We start from the raw sequence: 26,628 nt of genomic DNA, 5'->3' as shown, positions 1-26,628 counted from the left end.
CTTACCCACTCCCCCATGTGCGTTGAGTGCCACATGCTGCATGTGCAACGTAGCATAATCACCGACTTCTATTCACTGAAAGACATCTGTGGACAACTATCCCAGTTGGTAGCTTTCAGCTCCCGGTTTACATGGATGGGGGTTGAAAGCGCCTTCATCCCTGCAAAACCTCAAGAACAACCGGGAGTGAGCTGATGCTCAACATCTTTACGCTGGCCAATGGCCGCCTCGTTCAAGAAGAAATCGAGTCTCTGGAAGACCTCGCACGCTTTCGCCCCGTCTGGGTCGACCTGGAGTCGCCCACGGTCGAAGAAAAGCGCTGGATCAAGCAGCATTACGAACTCTCCATTCCCGAAGATGCGATGGATGACGACATCGAGGAGTCGGCCCGTTTCTACGAAGAAGACAATGGCGAGCTGCATATTCGCAGCGACTTCTTGATCGACGATGTGGAAGACCCACGCTCGGTGCGTGTGGCTTTTATCCTCAACCAGCACAACCAGGACCTGCGCAGCTGCGGCGTTCTGTTCTCCATCCACGATGAAGATGTACCCGTCTTCCGCCTGCTGCGCATGCGCGCCCGCCGTGCGCCCGGCCTGATCGATGAAGCCAAGGACGTGCTGCTCAAGTTGTTCGACGCCGATGCCGAATACTCGGCCGACACGCTGGAGCGCATCTACGACGATCTGGAAAAAGCCAGCAAGATGGTGCTGTCGGGCGATGTCACCGACGATGTGGCCAAGGAAGTGCTGGGCGCCATTGCCCGCCAGGAAGACTTGAACGGTCGCATCCGCCGCAACGTCATGGATACGCGCCGCGCCGTCAGCTTCATGATGCGCAGCAAGATGCTCAACGCCGAGCAGTTCGAGGAGTCGCGCCAGATTCTGCGTGACATCGAGTCGCTGGACAGCCACACCGCGTTTTTGTTCGACAAGATCAACTTCTTGATGGATGCCACCGTCGGCTTCATCAACATCAACCAGAACAAGATCATCAAGATCTTCTCCGTGGCCAGCGTGGCCCTGCTGCCGCCCACGTTGATCGCCAGCGTCTACGGCATGAACTTCCAGTTCATGCCCGAGCTGAACTGGGAATACGGCTACCCCTATGTGCTGGCCCTGATGGTGGCCAGTGCGGTGGGGCCCATGCTGTACTTCCGCAAGCGCGGGTGGCTTAAATAGAAACACCCCCTGAGCGGCTTTGCCGCTTCCCCCTCTCCTTCGGGAGGGGGACGACAGCTTCGCTGCGGGGCGGCCCTTGCTTGCTGTCTCTCACTTAGGCCGCGCCAGTTTTTAACGCCGCACTACGTTACTTTTCTTGTGTAGCCAGGCGTTTGCACAGGTCTTCGATGACAACCTGTGCGTAGCGGCTGGCGATGCTTTGCACAAACTTCGGGAAGTCCACATGGGCCGAGTCGTCGGCACGGTCTGAGATGCTGCGCATGGCAGCAAAGGGCAGGCCGTAGTCCGCGCAGACCTGGGCAATGGCTGCGCCTTCCATCTCTACGGCCAAGGGCTGCAGGCCGGCCTGCTCCAGACCTTGGCGCAAGTCGCCAGATTCTTCTGCGCCAGAGACAAAGCGATCGCCGCTGACGATCAATCCCTGGTGCATGCGCGGTGCAGGCAGCTCCAGCGTTGCCGCCCAGGCAGCAGCATGGTGGTCCACACAATGCTGTACAGCCTGCGCCAGCGTGGCGGTCAGCGCAGCATCGCAGGCAAAGCGCTGGCGGCCATAGCCGGGCACTTCGTAGCGCGGGAAAATCGGTGATGCATCCATGTCGTGCTGCACATAGTCGTGCGCCACCACCACATCGCCCACCTGCACATCACTCCCCAAACCGCCTGCCACGCCGGTGAAAACCATGGCCTGCACACCAAAGCGCTCTATCAGCGCCACTGCAGTGGTGGCAGCCGCTACCTTGCCGATACCGGAAAGCACGCAAATCACTTCGGAGTCATGCAGCTTTCCACGCCAGAAGGTACGGCCAGCATGGGTAATCTGCTGCGCATCTTGTAGCAAGTGAACCAGCCCGTCCTGCTCGTCGGCAAGGGCACTGAGAATGGCAATCGGCATCATGGGAACTTCAGTCAGACAAAACAAAAGCGGCCCGCAAGCCGCCTGTCTCAATTGTGCCCCATGTACTCCCGTCAGACCCTGAAGTACTCAAATGCTCAGCACTGCCACCCGGTTCAAAACGGCACGCACCACGCTGTACACCGTCAGCGCAGACGTCTTGGGATTGGCCGCCAGCGGCTTGCCGCGCAACGTCAGCTCCAGCGAGCCAAAGGCTCCATGGGCTTCAAGCTGGTGCACGTTCTGCGTCACCGCCGGATCGGCCAACAGCCGAACGCGTGTCTGATCCAGACCCAGGCCCGCCAGCGACAACGTGGCCGCCACATTGGCATTCTTGGGATACAGCCGCGCAGCCTCGCGGGCCGAACCCTCAAAAAGGCAAAAGGCCTCGCTCAGCGAGGTCAGATCACACAATTGCTGCGCGGGCGTACCCAGCCAGGCCTGAGGCGGCTTGCGCCCGGTATAGGTCACAGCATCCAGCCCACCCAGGCGGGCCGCAGCCAATGCATCAATCCCGCCCATGGCCCCTGACAACAACTGCAACTGCGCACCGCCTGCATCAGCGGCGGCTTCCAGCCGCTGCGCCATGCCCGGCTCACTCAAGGCTCCGACCGACACCACCAGTGCAGAAATGCCGCGCTCCAGTGCCGGCAGCACATGCTGCTCCAGCGCAGCGTGGCCTGCGCATTCCACCAGCAGATCTGGCTGCGCATCGGCGGGCAGCTCGGTCAGCAACTTCGCCTGAGGGGCCAGTTGCTGGAGCAACGCTTGCCGCTGCGGGCTGATATTCGACACCACCACCCAGCCCAGTTGCACGCGCTTTTCAGTCTGCAACAACTCCAATGCACTGCGGCCAATCGCCCCCAGCCCCAACAAAGCAATCTTCATCATCTTCCCTTTTTTGACTGCGCCACTGTCTGCCAAGGCAGGCTGCGCACGCAGCAATGATGCCGCCGTTTTCTGCCTCGCAAACGACTCCTGAATTGAGAGCTGACAGCGCAATACAGGAAACGAATAACTGCCGTTTTGACACAAAAAAAGACAGCTGAAATGGCTGCCTTGGGTTGAAGGGGAAGAGATGCTTCCAGCCCTAGGGCTCAGGCATCGCGCAGCTCGCGACGCAAAATTTTGCCTACAGGCGTCTTGGGCAGTTCGTCGCGGAAGACGATGTAGCGCGGGCGCTTGTATCCCGTCAGATTGGCCTGGCAGTACTCGCGCAAGGTCTGCTCGGTCAACCCCGCATCCTTTTTCACGACGATGAGCTTGATGGCCTCGCCCGTCTTCTCATCGGGCACGCCCACCACGGCGCACTCCAGCACGCCTGGGCAGTTGGAGACCACGTCCTCTACCTCATTGGGATAGACATTGAAGCCACTGACGATGACCATGTCCTTCTTGCGATCGACGATCTTCACGAAGCCACGCTCGTCCATGGTTCCGATGTCACCGGTGAGGAAGTAGCCATCGGCCGTCATGGCCTTGGCCGTCTCATCGGGACGCTGCCAGTAGCCAGCCATCACCTGCGGGCCCAGCACGGCGACTTCTCCGGGCTGGCCCAGCTCTGTCACTTCCCGACCATCGCTGTCGACCAGCTTCACATAGGTGCTGGGCAAGGGCACGCCGATCGTGCCGGTGAACTCTGTGTTCGTCACCGGATTGCAGGTGACAGAGGGGCTGGTTTCGGACAGGCCATAACCCTCACAAATCGGGCAGCCAGTCTTCTTGAGCCACAGCTCGGCCACGGCGCTTTGCACGGCCATGCCGCCGCCTACCGAGACCTTGAGGTGGCTCCAGTCCACGGTGTTGAAATCCGGGTGATTGGCCAGCCCATTGAACAGCGTATTCACTGCGGGCAAACTGTGAAAGCGATGCTTGGACAGTTCCTTGAGCGTGGCCTTGAGGTCGCGCGGATTCGGGATGAGCACGGTCTTGCCGCCCGTGCGCATGCTCAGCATCATGTTCACCGTAAAAGCGAAGATGTGATAGAGCGGCAACGCGCAGATGCTGGTGGGCTGCTCGCCCGCCGGCACCTTTTTCATGGCAGGCTCATTCCAGGCTTCGGACTGCAGCACGTTGGCGATGATGTTCTTGTGCAGCAGCACTGCGCCCTTGCTCACGCCCGTAGTACCGCCGGTGTACTGCAGCAAGGCCATGTCGTCAGGCTTGAGTTGCGGTGCATTAAAGCGGGCACCACGCCCCTTGGCCAGCGCATCGTTGAAGCGCACTGCACCCGGCAGGCTGAAGACAGGCACCATCTTCTTGACGGAGCGCACCACATAGTTGACCAGCATGCCTTTCAAAAAGCCCAGCTCGTCGCCCATGGCGCATAGAACAATGTGCTGAACGGCACTGCCGTGAATGCCGTCCTGCAGTGTTTTGGCAAAGTTCTCGATGATGACGATGGCCTTGGCACCCGAATCCTTGAGCTGGTGCTCCAGCTCACGTGCAGTATAGAGCGGGTTGACGTTGACCACCACATAACCGGCGCGCAGCACCGCCGCCACGGCCACCGGGTACTGCGGGATATTGGGCATCATCAAGGCCACACGATCGCCGCGCTGCAGGCCCAGACCTTGCAGATAGGCCGCAAATGCCCGGCTTTGTGCATCGACCTCGGCAAAGCTCAGCTCCTTGCCCATGAACGAATACGCCACCTTGCCCGCATGCTTGGAAAAGGCCTCCTCCATCAAGGCCACCAGCGAGGAATACTGGCTTGTATCGATATCAGCAGGAACCCCCTGTGGATAGGCGCTCAGCCAGGGACGGTTGCTCATTGTGCAGTCTCCATGTCATATCGTCTGATCGAACATTCTGATAAAAAGCACGGTCGTTCGATACTGTGCTAACCCTAAGATCGTCTCGCGCTTTTGCAAGCTGCGTGACGAATCGCTAAGCCACAGCGGGCATTTCCGGCAACCCGTTGAAGCTGCGCAACCCTTCCAGATCCAGCAATTGCACACTGCGGTAGCCCACCTCGATCAGGCCCGCTCGGTGCAGATGGCTCAGCGCCTCACTCAGGCGCGAGCGCGAGACATTGCAATAGTCGGCCAGTTCGCTTTGCGGCACATTGAGCCAGCGGCCACGCGCCGAGGGGAAATTCAGCGGCGTGATCAGCGCTCCGAGGCAGCGAGCCACCCGCGCGACCGTTCCGCTGTGCTGCTGCGCACTGATCAAGGTCATGAGCTGCAGGTTGCGCTCTGCCAGCAACTGCAGCAAAAAAGCCTGAAAGCCGGGAGCCTGCACGGTCAGCGCATCAAACACCAGGCTCGGCAGTTGCACCACCGTCAAATCGTGCAAGGCCACTGCGTCACAGGCGTAGGGCACGCCCCGCAGCAGCTCAGCCTCCCCGATCCAGCTTCCCGCCACGCTGCACAGCGTAACCGCCCGCCCATCCTCCAGGTGCACGCACAGTTTGGCGGCACCGCCCAGCACGCCGGTCCAGTGCTGGGCGGCATCGCCCGTACGCCATATCGACTGCCCCGCCTGCAGATGGCGCAGTTGCAGCGCAGGCAGCACCTGACTGTGCATGAACGCGTGCGGCACATGATCCGCCCAGATGCATTCGCGCCACCGCTCCAGCACCTGCTCTTTTGAGTAGTGATTTGTTGCAGACATACCAATTGTTCTCAAAAGAAAAGAATTCTCATTTGCATTTGAATAGATTAGGGGGTTGTAGCACATTCCTGACCGCCCCAGGCGGGCCGCGCCATGCCCTTTTCCCTTTCGCTTCTGAGCGCTGCACTCCAGCAACGCCCTTCTCATCCGCATCTGTTGCCCATCAGCTTGGCGGCCCTGCTTTTAGTGCATTTTCAAGCCCAAGCCGAGACAGAGGCTGCGCACAACGCTAGCAATTCAGAAGCGCAAGCAGAAGCAGAGCTGGCAACCCAGACGATTACCGGTTCCCGGCTGGCCCAGAGCCGCAGCGAACTGACGGCCACGGTGCAAATCATCGACAGCGCCACGTTACAGACGCAGATTCAGGGTGGCCTCAATCTCAAGGAGGCGCTCGGCCATCTGGTAGCCGGCATTGACCTGGGCAACCAGGGGCGTAGCGCCTTTGGCCAGAACCTGCGCGGTCGCCCCATGCTGGTGATGATCGATGGTGTCTCTCTGAACTCGGCACGCGCCACTGCCAGGCAGCTGGACGCCATCGATGCCTTCCATATCGAGCGCATCGAGGTGCTCTCCGGCGCCAGCGCCCTGTACGGCGGAGGCGCCACGGGCGGCATCGTCAACATCATCACCAAAAAGGCAGGGGACGCTCCAACCCGCTACAGCAGCGAAGTCGGCCTGACCAGCGGCTTTCAGGGCAGTGGCGATCACCAGTGGCGACTGGCCCAGTCCATCTCCGGCGGCAACGAGACCGTACAAGGCCGCCTGGGGATTGCGGTTCAGGATGCCGGCGACTTCTACGACGCCAAGGGACAAAAGGTGCGAACCGATATCACGCAAACCGATCTGCAGAACACGCGCAGCGTGGATCTGCTGGGCAACCTGCAAGTCAAGCTCGGTGGACAGCAGCACCTGAACCTGAGCGGCCAGTATTACCGCAACAAGTTTGATGGCGGCAGCTATCTCTACGCAGGCCCAGGCCTGGCTGGGATTTTTGGCCGCCCCGAACTGCTGGAGCAGCGCAGCGACTTTCAGAGCGATGTGATGCCCATGACCGAGCGCTTCATGCTCAACGCCGATTACAGCGCGGGCAATGTGCTGGGCGGCCAGGATCTGTACCTGCAGACCTTCTATCGCAAGGAAAACCTGGACTTCGCCCCTTACCCCGGCTCCTACATCTCGACCACGCACCAGAACACCGAGGCCTTTGGCTTCAAGGCAGCCCTGTCCAAGCAGCTTGGCGACCTCAATATCCGCTACGGACTGGATTGGGATGAGGAGAACTTCGACTCCAGCCAGACCATCTTCGACCGCAAACTGAGCCTGTCTTCAGGCGGCATGATCAACAAGACCATGGCCGAAACCGGCCGCTACCCCGACTACCGCGTGCGCAGCACCGCCCTGTTTGCACAAGGTGAGTGGAAGCTCAGCCCGCGCACCAGCCTCAATGCAGGCCTGCGCCACCAGCGCATGCGCCTGGGGGTGGATGATTTTGTGGCGGCCACCCAGCAGGTCATGCCGCTGTACGGCCAAGGCAAGACGGCCGATGTCGTGCCCGGCGGCGGCAACAGCTACAACGTCAGCCTGTTCAATCTGGGCTTGAACTTCAAGCCGACCCCAGGCCATGACACCTGGGTGAGTTACTCCGAAGGTTTCGAATTGCCAGACCCGGCCAAGTACTACGGCCAGGGTCAATATGTGCTCAACGGCACCCACTGGCAACTGGTGCGCGGCGTCACGCCTGCCAGCTCTCCGCTGCAAGGCATCAAGACCCGCCAAGTGGAGCTGGGCTGGCGTGGCAGCATGGGCCCGCTAAAGGCACAAAGCGCGCTGTTCTACGCCTGGTCGGACAAAAACATGACGCTGTCGCCCGGCACCCTGGTCATTAACGTGGTGGACGACAAGCGCCGCAACTTCGGCTGGGAGGGCATGCTCGACTACCAAGTCAACAGCGCCTGGACCCTGGGCGGCAGCTGGCTGTGGATGCGCTCTGAAAACAAGAACAACAACGAGTGGCAGCGCCAAAGCATCATGACGGCCAGCCCCTCCAAGCTGACGGCACATGCCACCTGGCGCCATCAAAACTGGAATACCCGCCTGCAGGCCACCCACATGGTGTCTCTGAAGGACTCCACCGGTCAGCGCATGAAGGGCTACACCACCGTGGACCTCATGAGCACCGTGAAACTGCCCGTAGGCCAGCTGCAGCTGGGAGTACAGAACCTGCTGGACAAACAATACCTGAGCACTTGGTCCCAGCGTGCGATGGCGCTGTATGCCGTGCCGCCCGTCTCGCGTGACACCTTTGCCTTCTATGGCCGGGGACGTACGCTCAGCGCGACATACCGCGTGGACTATTGAGCATGGCCGATTCTGCGATGAGCGCCACCGCTGCCAAGGCCGCTGTCACCGACCGCCAGCGCTGGGTGCTGGTGGGGGCGCTGTATCTGGCACAAAGCATTCCCTCCTATCTGCTCATCATGGCGGTGCCTGCGGCACTGCGAGCGCTGGGCCTGGGGCTGGACAAGGTGGGACTGTTGTCGATGCTGATGCTGCCGCTCATTCTCAAGTTTGCCTGGGCGCCGCTGGTGGACCGCACACGCTTTGGCCGCTTGGGCCACCGCCGGGGCTGGATCCTGATGACCCAGCTGTGCACCTGCGCGGGCATTGCCGCACTGGCTTTCAGCGACCCCAGCCAGATCACCGCCGTGGTGCTGGCCGGCCTGCTCATAGCGCTCTCCATTGCCACACAGGACATTGCCACCGATGGCTATGCCACACGCCTGCTCAGCCCTGCGGATCGTCCCATGGGCAATGGCATTCAGGCTGGCTCGGTCGCCGTAGGTGTCCTGGTGGGCGGAACGCTGTCCATGTGGCTTTTCGAGCACTGGGGCTGGACAGCCACGCTGCTTGCGATGAGTACCCTGTCACTGCTGCCTTTGGCCGTACTGCCGTGGATGCGTGAACGCCCTGACAGCACCCAGCCGTTGCACAAACGCGCCTCGCTGCGCCGATTCTTTCAGCGCCCCGGTGCCTGGAGCATTCTGGGGCTGGCGCTCGTGTACCGCGCTAGCGAAGGCATGGTGCGCACCATGGAGAGCAGCTATCTCATGCACAACGGCCTGAAGCTGTCTGAAGCGGGCGGCCTGCTGGGCAGCTCCGCCACCATTGCCGGCCTGATGGGCAGCGTAGTGGCCGCACGCTGGTTGATGCGCAGCAGCCCTGACAAAGTGCTTCTCAACCTAAGCGGGCTCAGGGTTGCCTGCTATCTTGTGTTCAGCATTCATGCGCTAGGCATCATGGCCTCTCTGGGTGGTCTGGGCCAGACACCCATGCTGGGCTTTCTGGCCATGTCGCTGAGCATGCTGCGTTACATGGAAATGGTGGGACTGTATGCCTTGTTCATGGAGGCGGCATCTCCCGAACAGCCGGGCACCGACTTCAGCGTGCTGGTCTGCGCAGAACTGCTGAGCTACATGATCAGCGCCATGGCAGGCGGCTATATCGCCAAACAACTGGGCTTCGCCGCCATGTTTGGCGTTGCCACGGCGCTGGCGCTGCTGTCATGGCTGGCCGCCAGCATGCTGCTCAGGCAGTATCGACACTCCTTGGCGAGAGCTTTGACATGAGCATTGAACCTTCCTTGTTCGCACAGGCCAGACTGCAGATGCCTGACGCAACGGGCTATATGCGCTGGCTGGTAGAGCATCTGCAGCAAGAGGGCGTACAGACAGAACCCGGCAGCCGTGCAGGCAGCCAGCGCCTGCAGATGGACAGCGTGGGCACGCTGGAGTTGCTGGCATCGACCGACGAAACACTGGACTGCCAGATATGGCCGGTGGATGCGCCCATGCTGGCTCTGGTGAAGATGTCGCTGATCGAGCATGCCCAGGAGTTTCTGACCCAGCAAAAACTCGATGTCCAGGCATTGCAGATCAAGTGGGACGGCGACAGCGCAGCAGACACGAGTGCACAACCCGGCCTGATGCGCCTGCGCGTTGTGTGCATCTCGGACATCACGCCGCGCATGCGTCGCTTCCGGCTTCAGGCGGAAAATCTGCAAACGCTGCTGCAGGAGGGCCTGCATGTACGCCTTGTGCTGCCCCGGCCGCAAGACAGCACGGTCATCTGGCCCCATATGGGCAGCGATGGACGGCTGCACTATCCCGACGCCACAACTCTGCCCCTTCCGCAGCGCATCTACACCATCGTGAACAGCGATGCAGACCACGCCTGGCTGGAAATCGACATGCTGCGCCATGGCCAGCCCACAACCCATGCCAGCGCACCGGGCGCCTTCTGGGCCGAGCATGCGCAGCCGGGCTCGGAGCTGACCGTCATCACCCCTGCAGGTGGGCGGTTGCTGGCGGCCCGATCCTTGGTCCTGATTGCCGACAACTGCGGCCTGCCCGCACTGGAACGGCAGTTGCAGGCCATGCCCGCAGACGCCCAGGCCCAGGTGCTGGCCATGGTGGAGAGCGCCCACGAAATTCGCGCCCTGTCCCTACCTGCGCGACATACGCTGCGCTGGCTGGCGACAGAAACGATCAGCACGGACGCGACCAGCGAAGCGCTGCTGTGCGCCCTGAGCCAGCTGGACTGGAGCGCCCCCCAGCCCGAGCTGCTCTGGGCCGCTTGCGGAGACGCGCAGGCCAAGGCCTTGCGCCGCTGGATGCAGGAGCATCAGCCGCAGATGCGCTGCCAGATCAGCAGCTACTGGCGCTAGGCGCAGGCGTCACGGCTTCTGCCCGTCTTCTGCTGGCCGACAGCGGACACATGCAAAAAGCCCGCAGTGCAAGACCTGCGGGCTTTTTAGCTCTTTTAAGCCTCCATCCTTTTACAGAAGAGGGCCTTCAGCTATCAAAAAAGAAGTCTTACTTGACCAGCTGGGCCAGTTCGCCAGAAGCATACTTCTTGGCCATCTGCTCCAGGGTGTAACCCTTGATCTTGGCACCTTGGCCTTCGCAGCCGAATTCCAGATAGCGGGCCTTGCACACTTGCTTGGCGGCTTCACGGGCAGGCTTGAGCCATTCGCGGGCGTCGAACTTGTCGGGGTTCTCGGCCAGGAACTTGCGCACCGCGCCGGTCATGGCCAGACGGATATCGGTGTCGATATTGATCTTGCGCACGCCGTACTTGATGGCTTCCTGGATTTCCTTGACGGGCACACCATAGGTTTCCTTCATCTTGCCGCCGTACTGGTTGATGATGGCCAGCAGCTCTTGAGGCACCGAGGAAGAGCCATGCATCACCAGGTGGGTGTTGGGAATGCGGGCGTGGATTTCCTTGACGCGCGAGATCGCCAGGATGTCACCTGTGGGGGGACGGCTAAATTTGTAAGCGCCGTGGCTGGTGCCAATGGCAATGGCCAAAGCGTCCAGCTGCGTGGCTTGCACGAATTGAGCGGCTTCCTCGGGATCGGTCAGCATCTGGCTGTGGTCCAGCTTGCCTTCGGCGCCGATACCGTCTTCTTCGCCAGCCTCACCGGTTTCCAGGTTGCCCAGGCAGCCCAGTTCGCCTTCCACGGTGGCACCAATTTGGTGGGCCATGGCCACGACTTGCTTGGTCACGTCCACGTTGTAGGCAAAGTCCGAAGGTGTCTTGCCGTCGCTCATCAGCGAGCCGTCCATCATCACCGAGCCAAAGCCCAGGTTCAGTGCGCCCTGGCAGACTTCGGGCGTCGTGCCGTGGTCCTGGTGCATGACCAGGGGGATGTGGGGATACATCTCGGCAGCAGCCTGGATCAGGTGCTTGATGAAGGGCTCACCAGCGTACTTGCGGGCACCGGCACTGGCCTGCAGGATCACGGGCGCGCCGACTTCGTCAGCTGCCGACATCACGGCCTGGACTTGTTCCAGGTTGTTCACGTTGAAGGCGGGAATGCCATAGCCGTTTTCAGCAGCATGGTCCAGCATTTCGCGCATCGAGATCAAAGGCATGGTGGGTTCCGTTCAAAGTTTTGAGAGGCAACGCCCCCGGCGATGGATGACTGCAGTGCGCGGCACGACAGCTGTGGCCTGGGGAAAGACCAGCGGTCACGCTCTCGTAACCGCTTAGTAACCGGCTATTTTAACCGGCTCGCGGTATTTCCATGCGCCAGCAGGTGGTGAAGCCTGCCGGAGCCTGCATCTCCTCGAAGCGCCCGCCGTGGGCCTGCATGATGCGGGCAACGATTTCATGCCCCAGGTGCAAGCTGTCCACAGGAGGAACGTGGGCCGGAGCCGCATCGCGCCTGCCGTCATCACAGACCTGAACCCAGACCCGGGACTGCGCCTCATCCACGCCGGCCTGCACCTCGATCTGCGTGCCCGTCGGCGTGTGCCTGATGGCGTTTTCCACCAAGTTTCGCACTGCCGACTCCAGCAGCAGCGCATTGCCCAGAACCGGTAAATCCTGCGGAGCCTCCACCGCGATCACATCCTGGCGCAGCCAGGCTCCCTGGGCCTGGTCTGCCGCTACGGCCCGAACGACATCAGCCCAGTTCAACGGCTGCAAAGGCGCATCGAGCATGCCGCGTCCGGCGCGGGCCAAAGTCAGCAGCTGATCGAGCACATGCCCTGCATGCAGGGCATCCCGCCCTATGCGCTCCATGGCGGCCTGCAAGGCAGCGGCATCGTTGTGCCTCGAGGTTTTGAGTGCTTGCGCCTGCAAGGCAATAGAAGCCAGTGGCGTACGCAATTCGTGGGCTACCTCATTGGCCAGGTTGCGCTCACGCACCAGCGCTTCCTGCTGCCGGTCCAGCAAGGTGTTGATGGAGCTGACCATGGGTGCCAGCTCTCGCGGCACGGCGGCATCGGACAGTCTCTGATCACGGCTCAGATCCAGTGCCTGCACGCGCTGTGTGAGCTGATTGAGCGGCCGCATGCCACGGCGCATGGCTATGCCCAAGGCAATCACGATCATAGGCAACAGCCAGAAGCCCGGCTCAACCATCTGCATGGCGATATCGCCTGCCAGACTGTCCCGCTCGGCCAGGCTCACCATCACGGTGACCTTGGCCGACTTGTCGTGGCCCCACTGGGTAAAGCTGCGCCAAGCCTCCCCTCTTGCACCTTTGACCGTGGCAAAGCCCTGCTCTATTGCGAAGTCCGGCAAAGGTGCCTGCCCGGTACGAGAGATCAGCACGCCCTGGGCATTCCAGAGCACCACACTCAGTGACTCCTGGTAGTCGTGGGCATGCAGTCCGGGCGGCGGCTGCACCGGTGTGGTCTGATCCACCGGAACGTCGTCCTGCACATGCCAGTTCAGGGTCAGCGCAGCCACGCTGGCCAGATGCCCGTCCGTGAGCTCATCGGCTTCATGAACCCCCGTCTGGTAGCCCCAGATGACAAAGCTGCCCCAGACCAGAATCAGTGCCCCCAGCATCCAGGCCAGCAGCGTCAGCTGCAGCGAGCTGCGCCTTGAAGCGGGCGCTGCAGTGCCACTCATGCCTGCTCCTGAGGGATGAAGTAGCCCACACCACGCATGGTCACAATGACTTGGGGCCCCAGTTTCTTGCGCAGGTGATGGACATAGACCTCCACCGCATTGCTCTCCACGGCATCGCCCCAGCTGTAGAGATGCTCTTCAATTTGCTGCCGCGACAGCACTCGCCCGCGCGCCACCAGCAAGGCCCAGAGCACGGCAAACTCACGAGGCGAGACCTCCACCTTCTGACCTGCCCGCTTGATGGTGCGCGCCGCCGGATCCACCTCCAGCTCACCATGGCGAATCACCGGAGATGCCTGGCCCGCTGCACGGCGCAGCATGGCACGCAAGCGCGCCTCCAGCTCGTCCATGTCAAAGGGCTTGACCAGGTAATCGTCTGCACCCAGATTCAGTCCCGCAACCCGGTCCTGCACCTGATCACGCGCTGTGAGGATCAGAACCGGCGTGGCCGGATCCGGCAATGGCGTCACGCCCGGCTTGAGCACCTGCTCACGCAGCCGTCGCACTATCTCGCTGCCATCACCATCAGGAAGGCCCAAGTCCAGCAGCACGGCATCAAAGCGCTCGGCACTCAATGCATGCCAGGCCTCTGCCACGCTGACGCAGACATCCACGGCATAGCCACGCTGCATGAGATTGGTACGCAAGCCTGCCGCAATACCGTCGTTATCTTCAACCACCAGAATTCGCATGCCTGCATTGTGCGGGGCCGCTCAGAAATCCGCTCGGCTTTCCACACACTTCGACACCGCTTGTCACACGGATTGGATATTGGTTCGCAAGAATGGCGCCTTAATACTGCCCTCTGACACTGCGCAGCTTGCTCATGTTCCCGTTTGACCCCTTCCTCTTTGCGCTGCTGAATGCCGACGCACTGACGCCCTCCTTCAGCATCCAGCTGGCACGTGCGCTCTCGGCCTGGTTGCCCAACTTCAGTGGAGTGCTTGTACTCATCGCCCTGGCGCTCGGCTCGCCTGCAACTCGCCGCACCATGGCGATGCTGCTGCTATCCATGGCCATCGCCTGGGTAGTCGTCAGGCTCATACGCTGGGGCTTTCCGGCTCCGCGGCCATTCCATCTCAATCTGGGCACGCGATGGATTGAACATGATGGCCGCGCCGGCTTTCCCAGCCTGCATGCCAGCGGCGCCTTTGCGCTGGCCATGGCGCTCAGCCTGGGGGCAACGCGCCACCACAAGCCCTTGATATGGCTGAGCTGGACGGCAGCCGCAGGCATCGCCTGGAGCCGCGTCCATCTGGGCGTGCACTTTGTCTCCGACGTGCTGGCCGGCTCTCTGGTCGGCATCGGCGGCGCGCTGACCGTCTGGAGCCTTGCCTTCCAGTTGCGCTATCGTCGCCAGCTGCGGGTTGTGCCACACATCAAACGACTGCGCAGCGCATTGGCCACTGCACGCTGAAGATGCCTTTAAGCGCTTGTTAAGAAGCGCTTTCTATCGTGGCGGGCATGAAGTCGTCCCCCGCCCCACTCTTTCCTCCCACCCTGCGTCTCGGAGCCTCTACACCGGCCCTGCTGAGCTGGACCCTGATTGCCCTGAGCTGCCTGCTGGCCTGGGACAGCAGCGGACTGGACATTCCGATGGCGCACTGGTTCGGCAACAGCCAGGGCTTTGCCCTGCAAAACGACTGGTTCATGGTCCACATCGCCCACGAAGGGGCACGCAAGCTGGCCTGGACCATCGTCATGGGCTTGAGCCTGATGATCTGGTGGCCCCTGGGCCTGCTGCGCCAGGTGCCTTATGCACGGCGGGTGCAACTGGTGGTGGGAGCCTTGCTCTCACTGATTGTGATGGCCCTCATGAAGCGCATCAGCGCCACCAGCTGCCCCTGGGACATTGCCGACTTCGGTGGCGTAGGCCACTACGTCTCTCACTGGGCCTGGGGCATTACGGATGGCGGCAGCGGCCACTGCTTTCCCGCCGGACACGCCTCGGCAGGCTTTGCCTTTATCAGCGGCTACTTTGCGTTGCGCCACCACCTGCCCCGTACGGCACGCCTGTGGCTGGCAGCCGCCTTGACCGCCGGTTTCGCGCTGGGTCTGGCGCAGCAGATGCGCGGCGCCCACTTCATGAGCCACACGCTCTGGACCGCCTGGCTGTGCTGGACCACATGCTGGCTGTGCGACCTCATCACAACCCGGCACCTAGCGCGCCAGGCGGCTGCAGGCACAGGCCACGCCCCCGACAGCCTTTTGTCCTGAGACGGGTTCAGCATGCTGGCAATAGACGTCTCGATTTTTCACTTCATGAATGCCAACGCCCAAAGTCCGCTTGGGTGGATTCAGGCCGCACGCTTTGCATCCAACTGGCTGCCGGGCCTGTGTGCCCTGCCCTTGATGGCTGCCATGCTGACAATGCGCACAGGCTGGCGGCGCAGCCTGCAGCTGGCACTACTGTCCATGGCGGTCGCCTGGGTCGCTTGCCGCCTGATTCGCTGGGGCTTTCCCTCACCCCGGCCGGCGCAGCTGGGCATGGGCTGGCAGTGGATACAGCATGGTGCCAGCGCCAGCTTTCCCAGCATGCATGGTGCCAGCGCCAGCTTTCCCAGCATGCATGCTGCCGGTGCTTTTGCGCTGGCACAGGGACTCCAACTGGGGGTAGGCAGACACAAACGCTGGTTGCTCCGCGTCACATGGCTTCTGGCCCTCGCCGTCGCACTGAGTCGCGTAGTCCTGGGTGTGCACTTTCCCTCGGACGTGGTAGCCGGCATGCTGGTCGGCGCAGCCAGTGCGACCCTGGTCTGGCGCCTGAGCTTGCAAGTGCGCCAAACCCAGCGCCACAAACGTCTTAAGCAACGCCTGCAACCACAGATCAGCTAAAAATTGCTATCAAAATAAAAGCTGCCAGTGCTTTATGCATAAGCGTTGGCAGCTTTTTTTACTTAAAAATCGCACGATCCATGCGAGTGACACCGAGCAAGAGCCGCCTCGCGGCGAAGGTGTCGTCCCCCTCCCGAAGAGAGAGAGGGGGAAGGCGCGCAGCGCCTCAGGGGGTGACCTCAGTTACTCCACCCGGCAAATCTTGAGCATGTTCGTCCCACCGGGCTGGCCCATGGGCTCGCCGCAGGTGATGGCATACACATCACCCGACTGCACAATGCCGCGCATCAGCAAGTGGCCCTTGGCCTGATCCAGAGCCGTGTCGCGATCCGCGCTGGTGTCCATCAGCAGAGGACGCACGTTGCGGTACAGCGCCATCTTGCGCTGGGTAGACAGGCGCGGTGTCAGTGCGTAAATGGGAATGTGAATGCGGTGGCGGCTCATCCACAGTGCGGTGGAGCCCGAATCCGTCATCGCCACAATCGCCTTGGCACCCAGGTGGTGGGCCGTGAACAGCGCGCCAATGGCAATCGCCTGATCGGTGCGCTTGAACTGGCTGTTGCTGAAGTCGGCATCCTTGACGCGGTCTTCGGCAGCCTCTGCCGCAGCGCAGATCTGGGCCATCTCCTTGATGGTTTCCAGCGGGTATTTGCCGGCAGCGGTTTCGGCACTCAGCATCACGGCATCGGTGCCGTCCAGCACGGCGTTGGCCACATCGCTCACCTCGGCGCGGGTGGGCACGGGGTTGGTGATCATGGACTCCATCATCTGGGTCGCGGTGATCACCACCTTGTCCATGTCACGCGCCATGCGGATCATCTTCTTTTGCAGCGCGGGCACAGCAGCGTTGCCCACTTCCACGGCCAGGTCGCCGCGGGCGACCATGATGCCGTCGGAGACCTTGAGAATCTCTTCCAAACGGGGTATGGCTTCAGCGCGCTCGATCTTGGCGATCAGGCCGGGCTTGTGGCCATACTGGGCCGCTGCCACATTGCACAGCTGGCGCGCCATTTCCATGTCGGTGGCGTTCTTGGGGAAGCTCACGGCCACGTAGTCGGCCTGGAAGGACATCGCGGTCTTGATGTCTTCCATGTCCTTGGCGGTCAGTGCGGGAGCCGTCAGGCCACCACCTTGCTTGTTGATGCCCTTGTTGTTGGACAGCTCGCCGCCCAGCTTGACGACGGTGTGGACTTCCTCACCGCGCACGGCTTCCACCGTCAGCACGATCAGGCCGTCGTTGAGCAGCAGCACATCGCCCGCCTTCACATCACGGGGCAGCTCCTTGTAATCGAGGCCCACGCCGTTGATGTCGCCCAGCTCGGTGCGCGATGCGTCGAGCACAAAGCGCGCGCCGGGCTCCAGCATGACCTTGCCTTCGGCAAACTTGCCCACGCGGATCTTGGGGCCCTGCAGGTCGGCCATGATGGCGACTTCACGACCCGCGCGCTGAGCGGCTTCGCGCACCATGGTGGCGCGATCGATATGGTCCTGCGCCTTGCCGTGGCTGAAGTTCAGGCGCACGACGTTCACGCCTTCGCGCACCATTTGCTCAAGCAGCTGCGGGTCACTGGAAGCTGGGCCCAGTGTGGCGACGATCTTGGTAGCACGACGAACTTGCATGAAATGTCTCTCTCGCGATGAAATGTAATCGGGTTTCAATTCTTGCACGAATGCGGTTACATGATGGCATCTTCCAGAGGCCTGCGGCAAGCCAAAGACCTACAGCTTTAAACAAAAACGATAGCTGACTGCGCTTGGTTTTCATATAAAACAGATCAATTTCTTTCTGATATTCATATATTTCAAGCACATGCAGCTATTAATTTAAAAGCTGTCATTGGAGGCTTCACGCTGACGCATGCAGGCATAGTGCAACGCAGCATCGGCCGCGTCGAAACAGTTTTGCCCGGCAGGTTCAAATGCGCCTGTGGCTCAAACCAGGCCGTGAGAGAGCAGATAGGTCACGACATGGGCCAGCATGGCCGCCTCCAGGCCATAACGCCAGAAGACCCAGCCGGCCAGCAAACCGTAGACGCTCTCACACGCCAGCAGCTGAAGCATGACCAGTTTTGACACCCCCCCTGGCAGGCCAGCACCCAGCCAGACCAAGACAGCGCTTGCCAGCAGCGCAGCAATGGCAATCGCCAAGCATCCCAGAAACCGGCCGGGCCGCTGACCGCTGGGGCCGAACGCCTTCCACAGCAGCCACATGACTGCCGTCATCAGTCCAAAGCGCAGCAGCAGCTCTTCGGTGATGGCGCCATAAAGCAGTTTGGACCAGATCGGCAGGCCGTAGGCCGGGTCCACAAATGCCATGCTCTCAGGCCAGAGCATGGCCAGCGTCACCAGCCAGGCCGCCCCTATCACTCCCGCTGCCACGCCTGGCAGGCTCAGCACCCGTATGCCGCGCCAGGGCATGCGCCCCTCCGCCAAGGCATGAATCAAGGGCGCACTCAGCCCCACTCGCGGCCCCAGCCGCAGGCCCGCCCAGATGGCCAGTGCCAGCAAGGCACCCAACTGCACAATCGCCCCCCAGTTAAAAGAGACATCAGAGGCGGCCTGTGCAGAAGTGAACAGCCATGCCAGCGGTGCCGTACGAACCAGGGCCACCACACCGGCAAGTCCCAGCAGCCATAGCAAAAGACCCATGCGCACCACTGGCAAAGGCCGCGCTGCGGCATGGCGTGGCAGGTCTGAGAAGGTCTGCTGCATAGGCCCTCCTGGTTTGCGAATTTCAGCCGCGCATCAGCGCTTCGATCTCATCGGCCTTCACGGGGACGCCGCGGGTGATGAGCTCGCAACCGGTTGCTGTCACCACGGCATCGTCTTCAATACGGATGCCGATGTTGTGAAACTGCTCTGGCACGCCTGCAGCAGGACGCACATAGATGCCGGGCTCGATGGTCGTCACCATGCCGGGCTGCAGAATTCGGCTGGGGCGATTGGCAATGGTTTCGCCCGAGATCGGGTCCTTGCGCTCGCTGATCACGCCCAGCTCGCTGGGTTCCACATAGCTGCCGCAGTCATGCACATCCATGCCCAGCCAGTGGCCGGTGCGATGCATGTAGAACTGGAAGTAGGCACGCGACTCGATCACATCCTCGGCCGTACCGTACTTGGTACGGTCCAGCAGTCCCAGGTCCAGCATGCCCTGGGCCAGCACAGCGACGGTGGCGTCATGCGGGTCGTTGAAGCGCTTGCCGGCCCTGGTGACGGCGATCGCCGCTTCCTGGCTGGCCAGTACCAGGTCGTACAGCGCACGCTGCGCCCCGCTGAACTTGCCGTCGGCCGGGAAGGTGCGCGTGATGTCACTGGCATAACCATCCAGTTCACAGCCCGCATCGATCAGCACCAGCTCGCCCGCGCGCACCGGAGCCTTGTCGGCCTGATAGTGCAGCACGCAGGCATTGGCACCGGCTGCCACGATGGAGCCGTAGGCCACGTACTGCGAGCCATGCTGGCGGAATTCGTGCAGCAGCTCGGCGTCCAGATGGTATTCGCGCACCTCCTCGCCATTGCGGATCATGCGGGCCGAGCGCTGCATGGCACGCACATGGGCCTGGGCACTGATCTGCGCGGCGCGGCGCATGATGTCCAGCTCATGTGCGTCCTTGACCAATCGCATCTCATCGAGCAGGGCGCAAGCATCGCCCTGCTGCGTAGGGCACAGCACGCCAAAGCGCGAACGGGCGCGCACCTGGCTGAGCCAGCCTTCGACCTGCTCGGCCAGCCCCTTGTGCGTGGCAAACGGGAACCAGACGCGCTCGCGATTTTCCAGCAAGCGTGGCAGGCGGTTGTTGATCTCGTCGCTGGAGTAGGCTTTGTCCACCCCCAGCTTGCCCACCGCCGCTTCAGGGCCCAGGCGAATGCCGGTCCAGACTTCGCGGTCAATATCCTTGGGCTGGCAGAACAGCACGCTCTGGCCGTCGCTGGTCAGCACCAGGCAGGCATTGGGTTCGCTGAAGCCGGTGAGGTAATAGAAGTAGCTGTCGTGGCGGTACAGATACTCGGTATCCCGGTTGCGGTGCAGCTCTGGCGCTGTGGGAATGATGGCGACACCGCCGTCGCCCAGCTGGGCGGCCAAGCGTGCACGACGTTGGGCGTATACAGAAGTCATGGGCATATCGTACTGCTGTCCGGACGAGTTTCCAGCGGCGAATTACGTCCGACTTCGCGCCTGCTTTGCGCCCAAATACCTGAAATCAGTGATGGACACCGCCTTCCGTATGCGGCCCACTCATAACCCGCAATGAACCCCAATAAACACTTATAGATTCGGCGAGCGAATAATGGAACGCAGACATTTTTTACTGGCGGGCACAAGCCTGCTCTCCTCTTTGTACCTCAGCGCCTGTGGTGGCGGTGACGGCAGCAGCGAACTCAAGCCCCTCCCGGCACCACAAAGACGCAATGTCACCTCACTGTCAGCCCAAGAGCGCCAGCAGTTCATAGACACCTTGCTGGGGATGAAAAAAAGCACCTCCAGCTATAACTCCAGCACCAATGCCTACGACTACTTTGTGAACATTCATGTCGATGCATTCAAGGATCACAAGAATGCACACATGAGCGCCAGCTTTCTGCCCTGGCATCGCGAAATGCTGCTGCGCTTCGAAAAAGAGATGCGCAAAGTCTCGGGCGACAGCCGCATGACGCTGCCCTTCTGGGACTGGCACCAGCTGGAGTCCCACACCCAGATATTTACCGACGACTTCCTCGGCGGCAATGGCGACTCCAAAGACCTGTACCTGGTCAAGACTGGCGCTTTCCGTGTCGGCCAATGGCCCATGGCCGAGCAGTTTGATGCCACGCCTGACGAGTTTGCCGACACCGATGCAGACGGAACGGACGACGCGGACACCAGCGAACTGAGCCCTCTGGGCTTAACGCGCAACTACAGCTTTCAGGGTGTGGCGCAAACAGACCTGAGCTTTCTCGATGACTACATGCGCAGCAACCCACTGCAGGCAGTGTTGAACATCCCCGACTACGACTCTGCACCCTATATGGACGACATGGTGTCCGCCACATCGCGGGTGCAAAACTTTGAATACGAAAACGCCCACAGCATGCGCAAGCACCTGGAGCGAGTACTGCACAACACCGTGCATGCCTGCATGGGGGGGCAAATGGGTACCGGCTCATCGCCCAACGACCCGGCCTTCTTCCTGCATCACTGCAACGTAGACCGCCTGTGGGCCCTGTGGCAGGAAAAGTTCGGCAATGCGAGCTACCCAACCAGCGCTCAAAGTGCGATGACCGGTGCCGAAAGTGTTCTGGACATTTATGCTGAAAAAATCCTGATTCAAGACACCTTCGATCTGCAAAAGCACTCCGGCGTGTCGTACCAGGGTTAAGGCCTCAGGCCTGCGAGTGCAGCCAGCCTGACCACAACAGGCTGACTCCCGACAGCACCAGCAGGCCGCACACCATCCACTCAATCCACTTTCTGGGCAAGGCAGGCGGACGCCTGGCGCTCCACCAGGTCACGCCGGTGACCACCGGGAATGCCAGCACCGTCCAGCCCATGACTGCCCAACCGATCTGCCCCTCCACCGCCACCATGACGGCGCGCAGCACGGAGCAGGTGACGAACATGGCAAACAGACAATGGCGCACCAGCATCCGGTCCAGCGGCTGGCGGTAGAGGTGATAGACCATGGGCGGGCCAGGCGTCGCAAACAGGCCGCCCAGCAGGCCCGAAGACAATCCGGCCACCCACAAAGAGACGGGCCCGGAAGGCTTGTCCAGCGCCTTCTTCTGCGCCATCAGCAAGATGGCGCACAACACAATCACCACTCCAAGCAACATACGCAATCCATTGAGCGTGTTGCCGCTGAGCCAGTGCAACAGCACCACGCCGCCAATCACCCCCAGCACACTACTGATCAGCATGGGGCGCAGCATGCTCCAGTCCGCCTCGAAGCGGTAGGCCCGCATATAACTGATGCCATTGATGATGGACAGCAGGCAGGCCACATTGGCCGCATCGGCAATGCTCATCAAGCCTACGGCCCCTGCCACGCCCACAAAAATCAGCCCGAAAGCGAAGCCCGTCAGGTTCTGGCAAAAAGAAGCCAGCCCGACCAAGGCCATGAAGAAAACGATTTGCATTTGCCCACCTGATGACAGCACCGGCGTGCTGCCTGCCCGAAGGGCAGCGAGCTTAGCAGAGACCGCTGAAACGAGAGGCCACGCTCTTTTGCTTTGATTTTTTGCACGCAGTCCGCCGCAAGCAACGCCACAGAGGTTGGCCACCACATGGCCGTCCGCATGTTCCCCGCAGGAACTCAGCCCGCAAGTCAGCCCTGATTGAGCTGCTCCAGCCTCTCGGGCGTGCCCACATCCACCCAGCGGCCGGTATAGAGCGATGCGCCCACACGCCCAGCCTGCATGGCTCGGCGCAGCAGCGGGGCCAGCGGTGCGCGCAGGCCTTCGGGGTTTCCGGGCTGCACATCGAACCACGGTGCTGCAAACAGCTCGGCTTTCAAGAGCGCAATCGTGCTGTAGGTATAGCGCGGGCGTTCGTCGTCGGCAGACAGATCCAGTGCCTTGCCATCGGCACTCAGGCCAAAGTCGCCACGTGGGTTGTGCGCGGGATTGGGCACCAGCCACAGGTGGGCCAGCTCGTCGCTTTGCGCAAAGGCCTGTGCAGCCTCGGCAGGAAAGGTGAAGTCCGGCGCATAAACATCGCCTGCCGCCAGCCAGAAAACCTCGCCCAGCTGCGGCAAGGCGCGGCTGATGCCGCCTGCGGTCTCAAACGCTTTTTCGGGCTCTGCAGAATACAAAAGTGATAGCTGCTTGCGCTCACTCTGATTGGCCTGCAGCACAAATTCATGGCCAAAGTATGCAGGTATCTGTGCGCCCAGCCAGCCTGTGTTGATGACGGCTTTGGGCACGCCAGCAGCCATCAGCGCCTGCATATGCAGCTGCAGCAGCGGCACGCCTTGCACCTTGAGCAAGGGCTTGGGCGTGAAATCCGTCAGCGGCCTCATGCGCTCGCCACGGCCTGCGGCCAAGAGCATTGCAGGCACTTGCCTCCCCTGAGCGGCGATGCCGCTTTCCCCCGGGAGGACGACACCCTCGCTGCGAGGCTGCTCTTGCTCGGTGTCCCTGACTTGGGGCACGCTCTGAGTTGAAGCCGCCAACGATGACAAAGCGGGCTTTTTAGAGTCTTGGAAAGTCATGAAAAATGCGATCGAATGGCCTGTTTCCTAGACTGCACTGTAGAGCATTGACCCGCATCCCGCCTGCGAAAATTGGGCCTCCATTAAAATGAGCGGCTTACCAGAATTACCCCTCCTTTTCGGAGCGCCCTGATGGCCAACACTCAAAATATGGCGAATGCAATCCGTGCACTCGCAATGGATGCCGTTCAACAAGCCAATTCCGGTCACCCCGGCGCCCCCATGGGCATGGCCGACATGGCTGTTGCGCTGTGGAGCCGCCACCTCCAGCACAACCCAGTGAACCCTCACTGGGCCAACCGCGACCGTTTCATCCTGTCGAACGGTCACGGCTCCATGCTGATTTATTCGCTGCTGCATCTGACCGGCTACGACCTGCCCATCGAAGAGCTGAAGAATTTCCGTCAGCTGCACAGCAAGACCGCTGGTCACCCCGAAGTGGGCGTGACCCCCGGCGTGGAAACCACCACCGGCCCTCTGGGTCAGGGCATCACCAATGCCGTGGGCTTTGCGCTGGCTGAAAAGCTGCTGGCTGCCGAGTTCAACCAGCCCAAGCACGAAATCGTCGACCACCACACCTTCGTCTTCATGGGCGACGGCTGCCTGATGGAAGGCATCAGCCACGAAGCCGCTTCGCTGGCCGGCGCCTGGAAGCTCAACAAGCTGATCGCCCTGTGGGACGACAACGAAATCTCCATCGACGGTAAGGTCACCCCCTGGTTCGCCGACAACACACCCGCCCGCTTTGAAGCCTACGGCTGGAACGTGATCCGCGACGTGGACGGCCACAACGTGGACGCCGTGGACAAAGCCATTGCCGCCGCCAAGAAGAGCGCCGACAAGCCCACGCTGATCTGCTGCAAGACCTCTATCGGCAAGGGCTCGCCCAACCGCCAGGACACCTCCAAGGCTCACGGCGAGCCTCTGGGAGCCGAAGAAATCGCGCTGACCCGCGCTGCGCTGGGCTGGGCGCATGGCCCCTTCGAAATCCCTGCCGATGTCTACGCCGACTGGGATGCCAAGGGCCAGGGCGCCAAGACCGAAGCCGCCTGGAACAAGAAGTTTGCCGCCTACGCCGCAGCCTTCCCCGAGCAAGCTGCCGAGTTCACCCGCCGCATGGCTGGCGAGCTGCCCGTCAACTTCGGCGAAATCGCCGCCCAAATCGCCTCCGACGCCCATGACGCCGGTGCCACCGTGGCCAGCCGCAAGGCCAGCCAGCTGGCCCTGGAAGGTCTCACTGCCGCTCTGCCCGAACTGCTGGGCGGCTCTGCCGACCTGACCGGCTCCAACCTGACCAACACGAAATGGACTCCCGCTTTCCGCGTGGACGACAAGGGTGCCGTGGTCAAGACCGAAGACGGCAAGATCGGCCGCCACATCAACTACGGTGTGCGCGAATTCGGCATGGCCGCCATCATGAACGGTGTGGCGCTGCACGGCGGCTTCATCCCCTACGGCGGCACCTTCATGACCTTCTCGGACTACAGCCGCAATGCAATCCGCATGGCAGCTCTGATGAAGCAGCGCGTGATCCATGTCTTCACGCACGACTCCATCGGTCTGGGCGAAGACGGCCCAACTCACCAGTCCATCGAGCACGCAGCCAGCCTGCGCCTGATCCCCGGTCTGGACGTGTGGCGCCCCGCCGACACCACGGAAACCGCTGTGGCCTGGACCGTGGCCCTAAGCCAGAAGAACAAGCCCACCGCTTTGCTGCTGAGCCGCCAGAACCTGGCCTATTCGCCCAAGAGCGAAGACGCGCTGGACAACATTGCCTGCGGCGCCTATGTGCTGAGCGAGCCCAAGGACATCGGCCTCAAGAAGAAGGCCCAGGCCGTCATCATCGCCACCGGCTCCGAAGTCCAGCTGGCACTGGCTGCCCAGAAGCAGCTGGCCGAGCGCAAGATCGCCGTGCGTGTGGTCTCCATGCCCAGCACCACGACCTTCGACAAGCAGGACGTGAAGTACAAGAAGGCCGTGCTGCCCGCCGACCTGCCCCGCATTGCCGTGGAAATGGGCGTGACCGACTTCTGGTGGAAGTACGGCTGCGCCGCCGTGGTCGGCATCGACACCTACGGTGAGTCCGCTCCCGCAGGCGTGCTGTTCAAGCACTTCGGCTTCACCGCCGAAAACGTGGCCGACACCGTGCAGGTTGCCCTGCAGAACGCTGCCAAGTAAGCAAAAGGGGCCTAGTGCCCCTTTTTTCCGGCTGAATTGCAGGCTTGTGCTGCTATCAGCCATCCGGACGAGGCCGCAAACCGCCGAGTCCGGGCACAATTCGCTCCGGTTTTTTCATTACTCACTATTGACGAGGCAACTATGACGATCAAGGTAGGCATCAACGGTTTTGGCCGCATCGGCCGCAACGTGCTGCGCTCCGCAGTGCAAAACTTCTCCGACATCGAAATCGTTGGTATCAACGACTTGCTCGAGCCCGACTACCTGGCTTACATGCTGAAGTACGACAGCGTGCACGGCCGTTTTGACGGTGAAGTCTCCGTCGAAGGCAACACCCTGGTCGTCAACGGCAAGAAGATCCGTCTGACGCAAGAGCGTGACCCCGCCAACCTGAAGTGGAACGAAGTCGGTGCCGACATCGTGATTGAGTCCACCGGCCTGTTCCTGACCGACGAAACTGCCCGCAAGCACATCACTGCCGGCGCCAAGAAGGTCATCATGTCCGCTCCTTCCAAGGATGCAACGCCCATGTTCGTCTTCGGTGTGAACTGCAAGACCTACGCTGGCCAAGACATCATCTCCAACGCTTCTTGCACCACCAACTGCCTGGCTCCCGTGGCCAAGGTGCTCAACGACAAGTGGGGCATCAAGCGCGGCCTGATGACCACGGTGCACGCTGCCACTGCTACGCAAAAGACCGTGGACGGCCCTTCGAACAAGGACTGGCGCGGCGGCCGTGGCATTCTGGAAAACATCATCCCTTCCAGCACCGGCGCTGCCAAGGCTGTGGGCGTGGTGATTCCCGAGCTGAACAAGAAGTTGACCGGCATGTCGTTCCGCGTGCCCACTTCCGACGTGTCCGTGGTTGATCTGACCGTGGAACTGAACGCCGAAGCTTCCTACGAAGAAATCTGCGCCGAAATGAAGGCCCAGTCCGAAGGTGCTCTGAAGGGCGTGCTGGGCTACACCGAAGACAAGGTGGTCGCCACCGACTTCCGCGGTGAAACCTGCACTTCCGTGTTCGACGCCGAAGCTGGTATCGCTCTGGACAAGACCTTCGTGAAGGTTGTTGCCTGGTACGACAACGAGTGGGGCTACTCCAACAAGTGCCTGGAAATGGTGCGCGTGGTGGCCAAGTAATCTTCACGGATTACAAGCCAAATCAGCCTCTAGCGCTTACTGGATAAGCGCTGATAGCTATCAAAAAAGCCAGCATGGGACGCCTGCTGGCTTTTTTGTTGTCCACCACAAAGCGGCATACCTCATGAAAAAAGAGCGGCTGCGCTACAGTCCACAGCAATCGCCCTGAGCCGAC

General features: G+C 61.4%; 22 protein-coding genes. 10 read left to right on the top strand and 12 right to left on the bottom strand.

Annotated elements, in window-relative coordinates; genetic code table 11:
* Nucleotides 1–194 precede the first annotated feature (194 nt).
* Nucleotides 195–1,181 carry a magnesium/cobalt transporter CorA gene (corA, locus tag AC2I9W_RS13635; protein ID WP_486410481.1) on the top strand — a complete coding sequence of 329 codons (987 nt, stop codon included), beginning with the start codon at nt 195–197 and terminating at the stop codon, nt 1,179–1,181.
* Between the two features lie 127 nt (nt 1,182–1,308).
* Here corA and AC2I9W_RS13630 read toward each other — a convergent pair whose 3' ends face one another.
* The 4 genes from AC2I9W_RS13630 to AC2I9W_RS13615 form a co-directional block, all read right to left on the bottom strand.
* Nucleotides 1,309–2,073 (bottom strand): 5'-methylthioadenosine/adenosylhomocysteine nucleosidase, encoded by a 765-nt coding sequence (locus AC2I9W_RS13630; protein ID WP_486410518.1) that lies wholly within the window; start codon nt 2,071–2,073, stop codon nt 1,309–1,311.
* 90 nt (nt 2,074–2,163) lie between these two features.
* A complete protein-coding gene (locus AC2I9W_RS13625; RefSeq protein WP_486410480.1) occupies nt 2,164–2,964 on the bottom strand; it encodes an aspartate dehydrogenase in 801 nt (266 codons plus the stop codon).
* Between the two features lie 206 nt (nt 2,965–3,170).
* Nucleotides 3,171–4,847: a long-chain-fatty-acid--CoA ligase gene (locus AC2I9W_RS13620; RefSeq protein ID WP_486410479.1), complete on the bottom strand. Its 1,677-nt coding sequence runs from the start codon at nt 4,845–4,847 to the stop codon at nt 3,171–3,173.
* Nucleotides 4,848–4,962: 115 nt separating this feature from the next.
* Nucleotides 4,963–5,688: a Crp/Fnr family transcriptional regulator gene (locus tag AC2I9W_RS13615; protein WP_486410478.1), complete on the bottom strand. Its 726-nt coding sequence runs from the start codon at nt 5,686–5,688 to the stop codon at nt 4,963–4,965.
* Nucleotides 5,689–5,781: 93 nt separating this feature from the next.
* Between AC2I9W_RS13615 and AC2I9W_RS13610 the strand changes: the two genes are divergently transcribed.
* The 3 genes from AC2I9W_RS13610 to AC2I9W_RS13600 are packed head-to-tail and all read left to right on the top strand — an operon-like array spanning nt 5,782 to nt 10,411.
* Complete coding sequence (locus tag AC2I9W_RS13610) at nt 5,782–8,046, top strand: TonB-dependent receptor (RefSeq protein WP_486410477.1); 2,265 nt, start codon at nt 5,782–5,784, stop codon at nt 8,044–8,046.
* A 2-nt stretch (nt 8,047–8,048) separates the two neighbouring features.
* On the top strand, nt 8,049–9,314 hold the full coding sequence (locus AC2I9W_RS13605) for an MFS transporter (RefSeq protein WP_486410476.1): 1,266 nt from the start codon (nt 8,049–8,051) through the stop codon (nt 9,312–9,314).
* A complete protein-coding gene (locus tag AC2I9W_RS13600; protein ID WP_486410475.1) occupies nt 9,311–10,411 on the top strand; it encodes a siderophore-interacting protein in 1,101 nt (366 codons plus the stop codon). The genes AC2I9W_RS13605 and AC2I9W_RS13600 overlap by 4 nt, the downstream gene beginning before the upstream one ends.
* 148 nt (nt 10,412–10,559) lie before the next feature.
* Here AC2I9W_RS13600 and fba read toward each other — a convergent pair whose 3' ends face one another.
* The 3 genes from fba to AC2I9W_RS13585 form a co-directional block, all read right to left on the bottom strand.
* Entirely contained in the window at nt 10,560–11,624 is a 1,065-nt protein-coding gene (fba, locus tag AC2I9W_RS13595) for a class II fructose-bisphosphate aldolase (RefSeq protein ID WP_486410474.1), read from the bottom strand.
* 130 nt (nt 11,625–11,754) lie between these two features.
* Complete coding sequence (locus AC2I9W_RS13590; RefSeq protein ID WP_486410473.1) at nt 11,755–13,113, bottom strand: histidine kinase dimerization/phospho-acceptor domain-containing protein; 1,359 nt, start codon at nt 13,111–13,113, stop codon at nt 11,755–11,757.
* Nucleotides 13,110–13,805 (bottom strand): response regulator transcription factor, encoded by a 696-nt coding sequence (locus AC2I9W_RS13585; protein WP_158394007.1) that lies wholly within the window; start codon nt 13,803–13,805, stop codon nt 13,110–13,112. Before AC2I9W_RS13585 ends, AC2I9W_RS13590 begins: the two co-directional genes overlap by 4 nt.
* A 134-nt stretch (nt 13,806–13,939) precedes the next feature.
* Between AC2I9W_RS13585 and AC2I9W_RS13580 the strand changes: the two genes are divergently transcribed.
* From AC2I9W_RS13580 to AC2I9W_RS13570, 3 genes are read left to right on the top strand one after another with little or no spacing between them, the layout of a single operon-like run.
* Entirely contained in the window at nt 13,940–14,530 is a 591-nt protein-coding gene (locus AC2I9W_RS13580; protein WP_486410472.1) for a phosphatase PAP2 family protein, read from the top strand.
* A 47-nt stretch (nt 14,531–14,577) separates the two neighbouring features.
* A complete protein-coding gene (locus AC2I9W_RS13575; protein ID WP_486410471.1) occupies nt 14,578–15,330 on the top strand; it encodes a phosphatase PAP2 family protein in 753 nt (250 codons plus the stop codon).
* Between the two features lie 12 nt (nt 15,331–15,342).
* Complete coding sequence (locus AC2I9W_RS13570) at nt 15,343–15,948, top strand: phosphatase PAP2 family protein (protein ID WP_486410470.1); 606 nt, start codon at nt 15,343–15,345, stop codon at nt 15,946–15,948.
* Nucleotides 15,949–16,131: 183 nt separating this feature from the next.
* Here the strand turns inward: AC2I9W_RS13570 and pyk are convergent, their stop codons facing one another.
* From pyk to AC2I9W_RS13555, 3 genes are all read right to left on the bottom strand, one after another.
* Nucleotides 16,132–17,568 (bottom strand): pyruvate kinase, encoded by a 1,437-nt coding sequence (gene pyk, locus AC2I9W_RS13565; RefSeq protein ID WP_486410469.1) that lies wholly within the window; start codon nt 17,566–17,568, stop codon nt 16,132–16,134.
* Nucleotides 17,569–17,880: 312 nt separating this feature from the next.
* Nucleotides 17,881–18,660: a CPBP family glutamic-type intramembrane protease gene (locus AC2I9W_RS13560; RefSeq protein ID WP_486410468.1), complete on the bottom strand. Its 780-nt coding sequence runs from the start codon at nt 18,658–18,660 to the stop codon at nt 17,881–17,883.
* A 22-nt stretch (nt 18,661–18,682) separates the two neighbouring features.
* Nucleotides 18,683–20,065, bottom strand: a complete 1,383-nt coding sequence (locus tag AC2I9W_RS13555) for an aminopeptidase P N-terminal domain-containing protein (RefSeq protein ID WP_486410467.1) — start codon at nt 20,063–20,065, stop codon at nt 18,683–18,685.
* 172 nt (nt 20,066–20,237) lie between these two features.
* Here AC2I9W_RS13555 and AC2I9W_RS13550 point away from each other — a divergent pair, with 172 nt between their 5' ends.
* Nucleotides 20,238–21,305: a tyrosinase family protein gene (locus AC2I9W_RS13550; RefSeq protein WP_486410466.1), complete on the top strand. Its 1,068-nt coding sequence runs from the start codon at nt 20,238–20,240 to the stop codon at nt 21,303–21,305.
* A gap of 4 nt (nt 21,306–21,309) precedes the next feature.
* Here the strand turns inward: AC2I9W_RS13550 and AC2I9W_RS13545 are convergent, their stop codons facing one another.
* Together AC2I9W_RS13545 and AC2I9W_RS13540 are read right to left on the bottom strand one after the other, a co-directional pair.
* Nucleotides 21,310–22,062, bottom strand: coding sequence for a TSUP family transporter (locus AC2I9W_RS13545; protein WP_486410465.1), 753 nt, complete (start codon nt 22,060–22,062; stop codon nt 21,310–21,312).
* Between the two features lie 188 nt (nt 22,063–22,250).
* A complete protein-coding gene (locus AC2I9W_RS13540) occupies nt 22,251–22,973 on the bottom strand; it encodes a nucleotidyltransferase family protein (protein WP_486410464.1) in 723 nt (240 codons plus the stop codon).
* 294 nt (nt 22,974–23,267) lie between these two features.
* Here AC2I9W_RS13540 and tkt point away from each other — a divergent pair, with 294 nt between their 5' ends.
* A complete protein-coding gene (tkt, locus tag AC2I9W_RS13535; protein ID WP_486410463.1) occupies nt 23,268–25,313 on the top strand; it encodes a transketolase in 2,046 nt (681 codons plus the stop codon).
* Between the two features lie 141 nt (nt 25,314–25,454).
* Nucleotides 25,455–26,453 (top strand): type I glyceraldehyde-3-phosphate dehydrogenase, encoded by a 999-nt coding sequence (gene gap, locus AC2I9W_RS13530; protein WP_158394016.1) that lies wholly within the window; start codon nt 25,455–25,457, stop codon nt 26,451–26,453.
* The last annotated feature ends 175 nt before the right edge of the window (nt 26,454–26,628 follow it).

Source organism: Comamonas sp. FUJ_7 (assembly GCF_057369555.1).
Note: the sequence above shows the minus strand (reverse complement) of the source record. Positions and strands in the feature narration are given on the sequence as shown.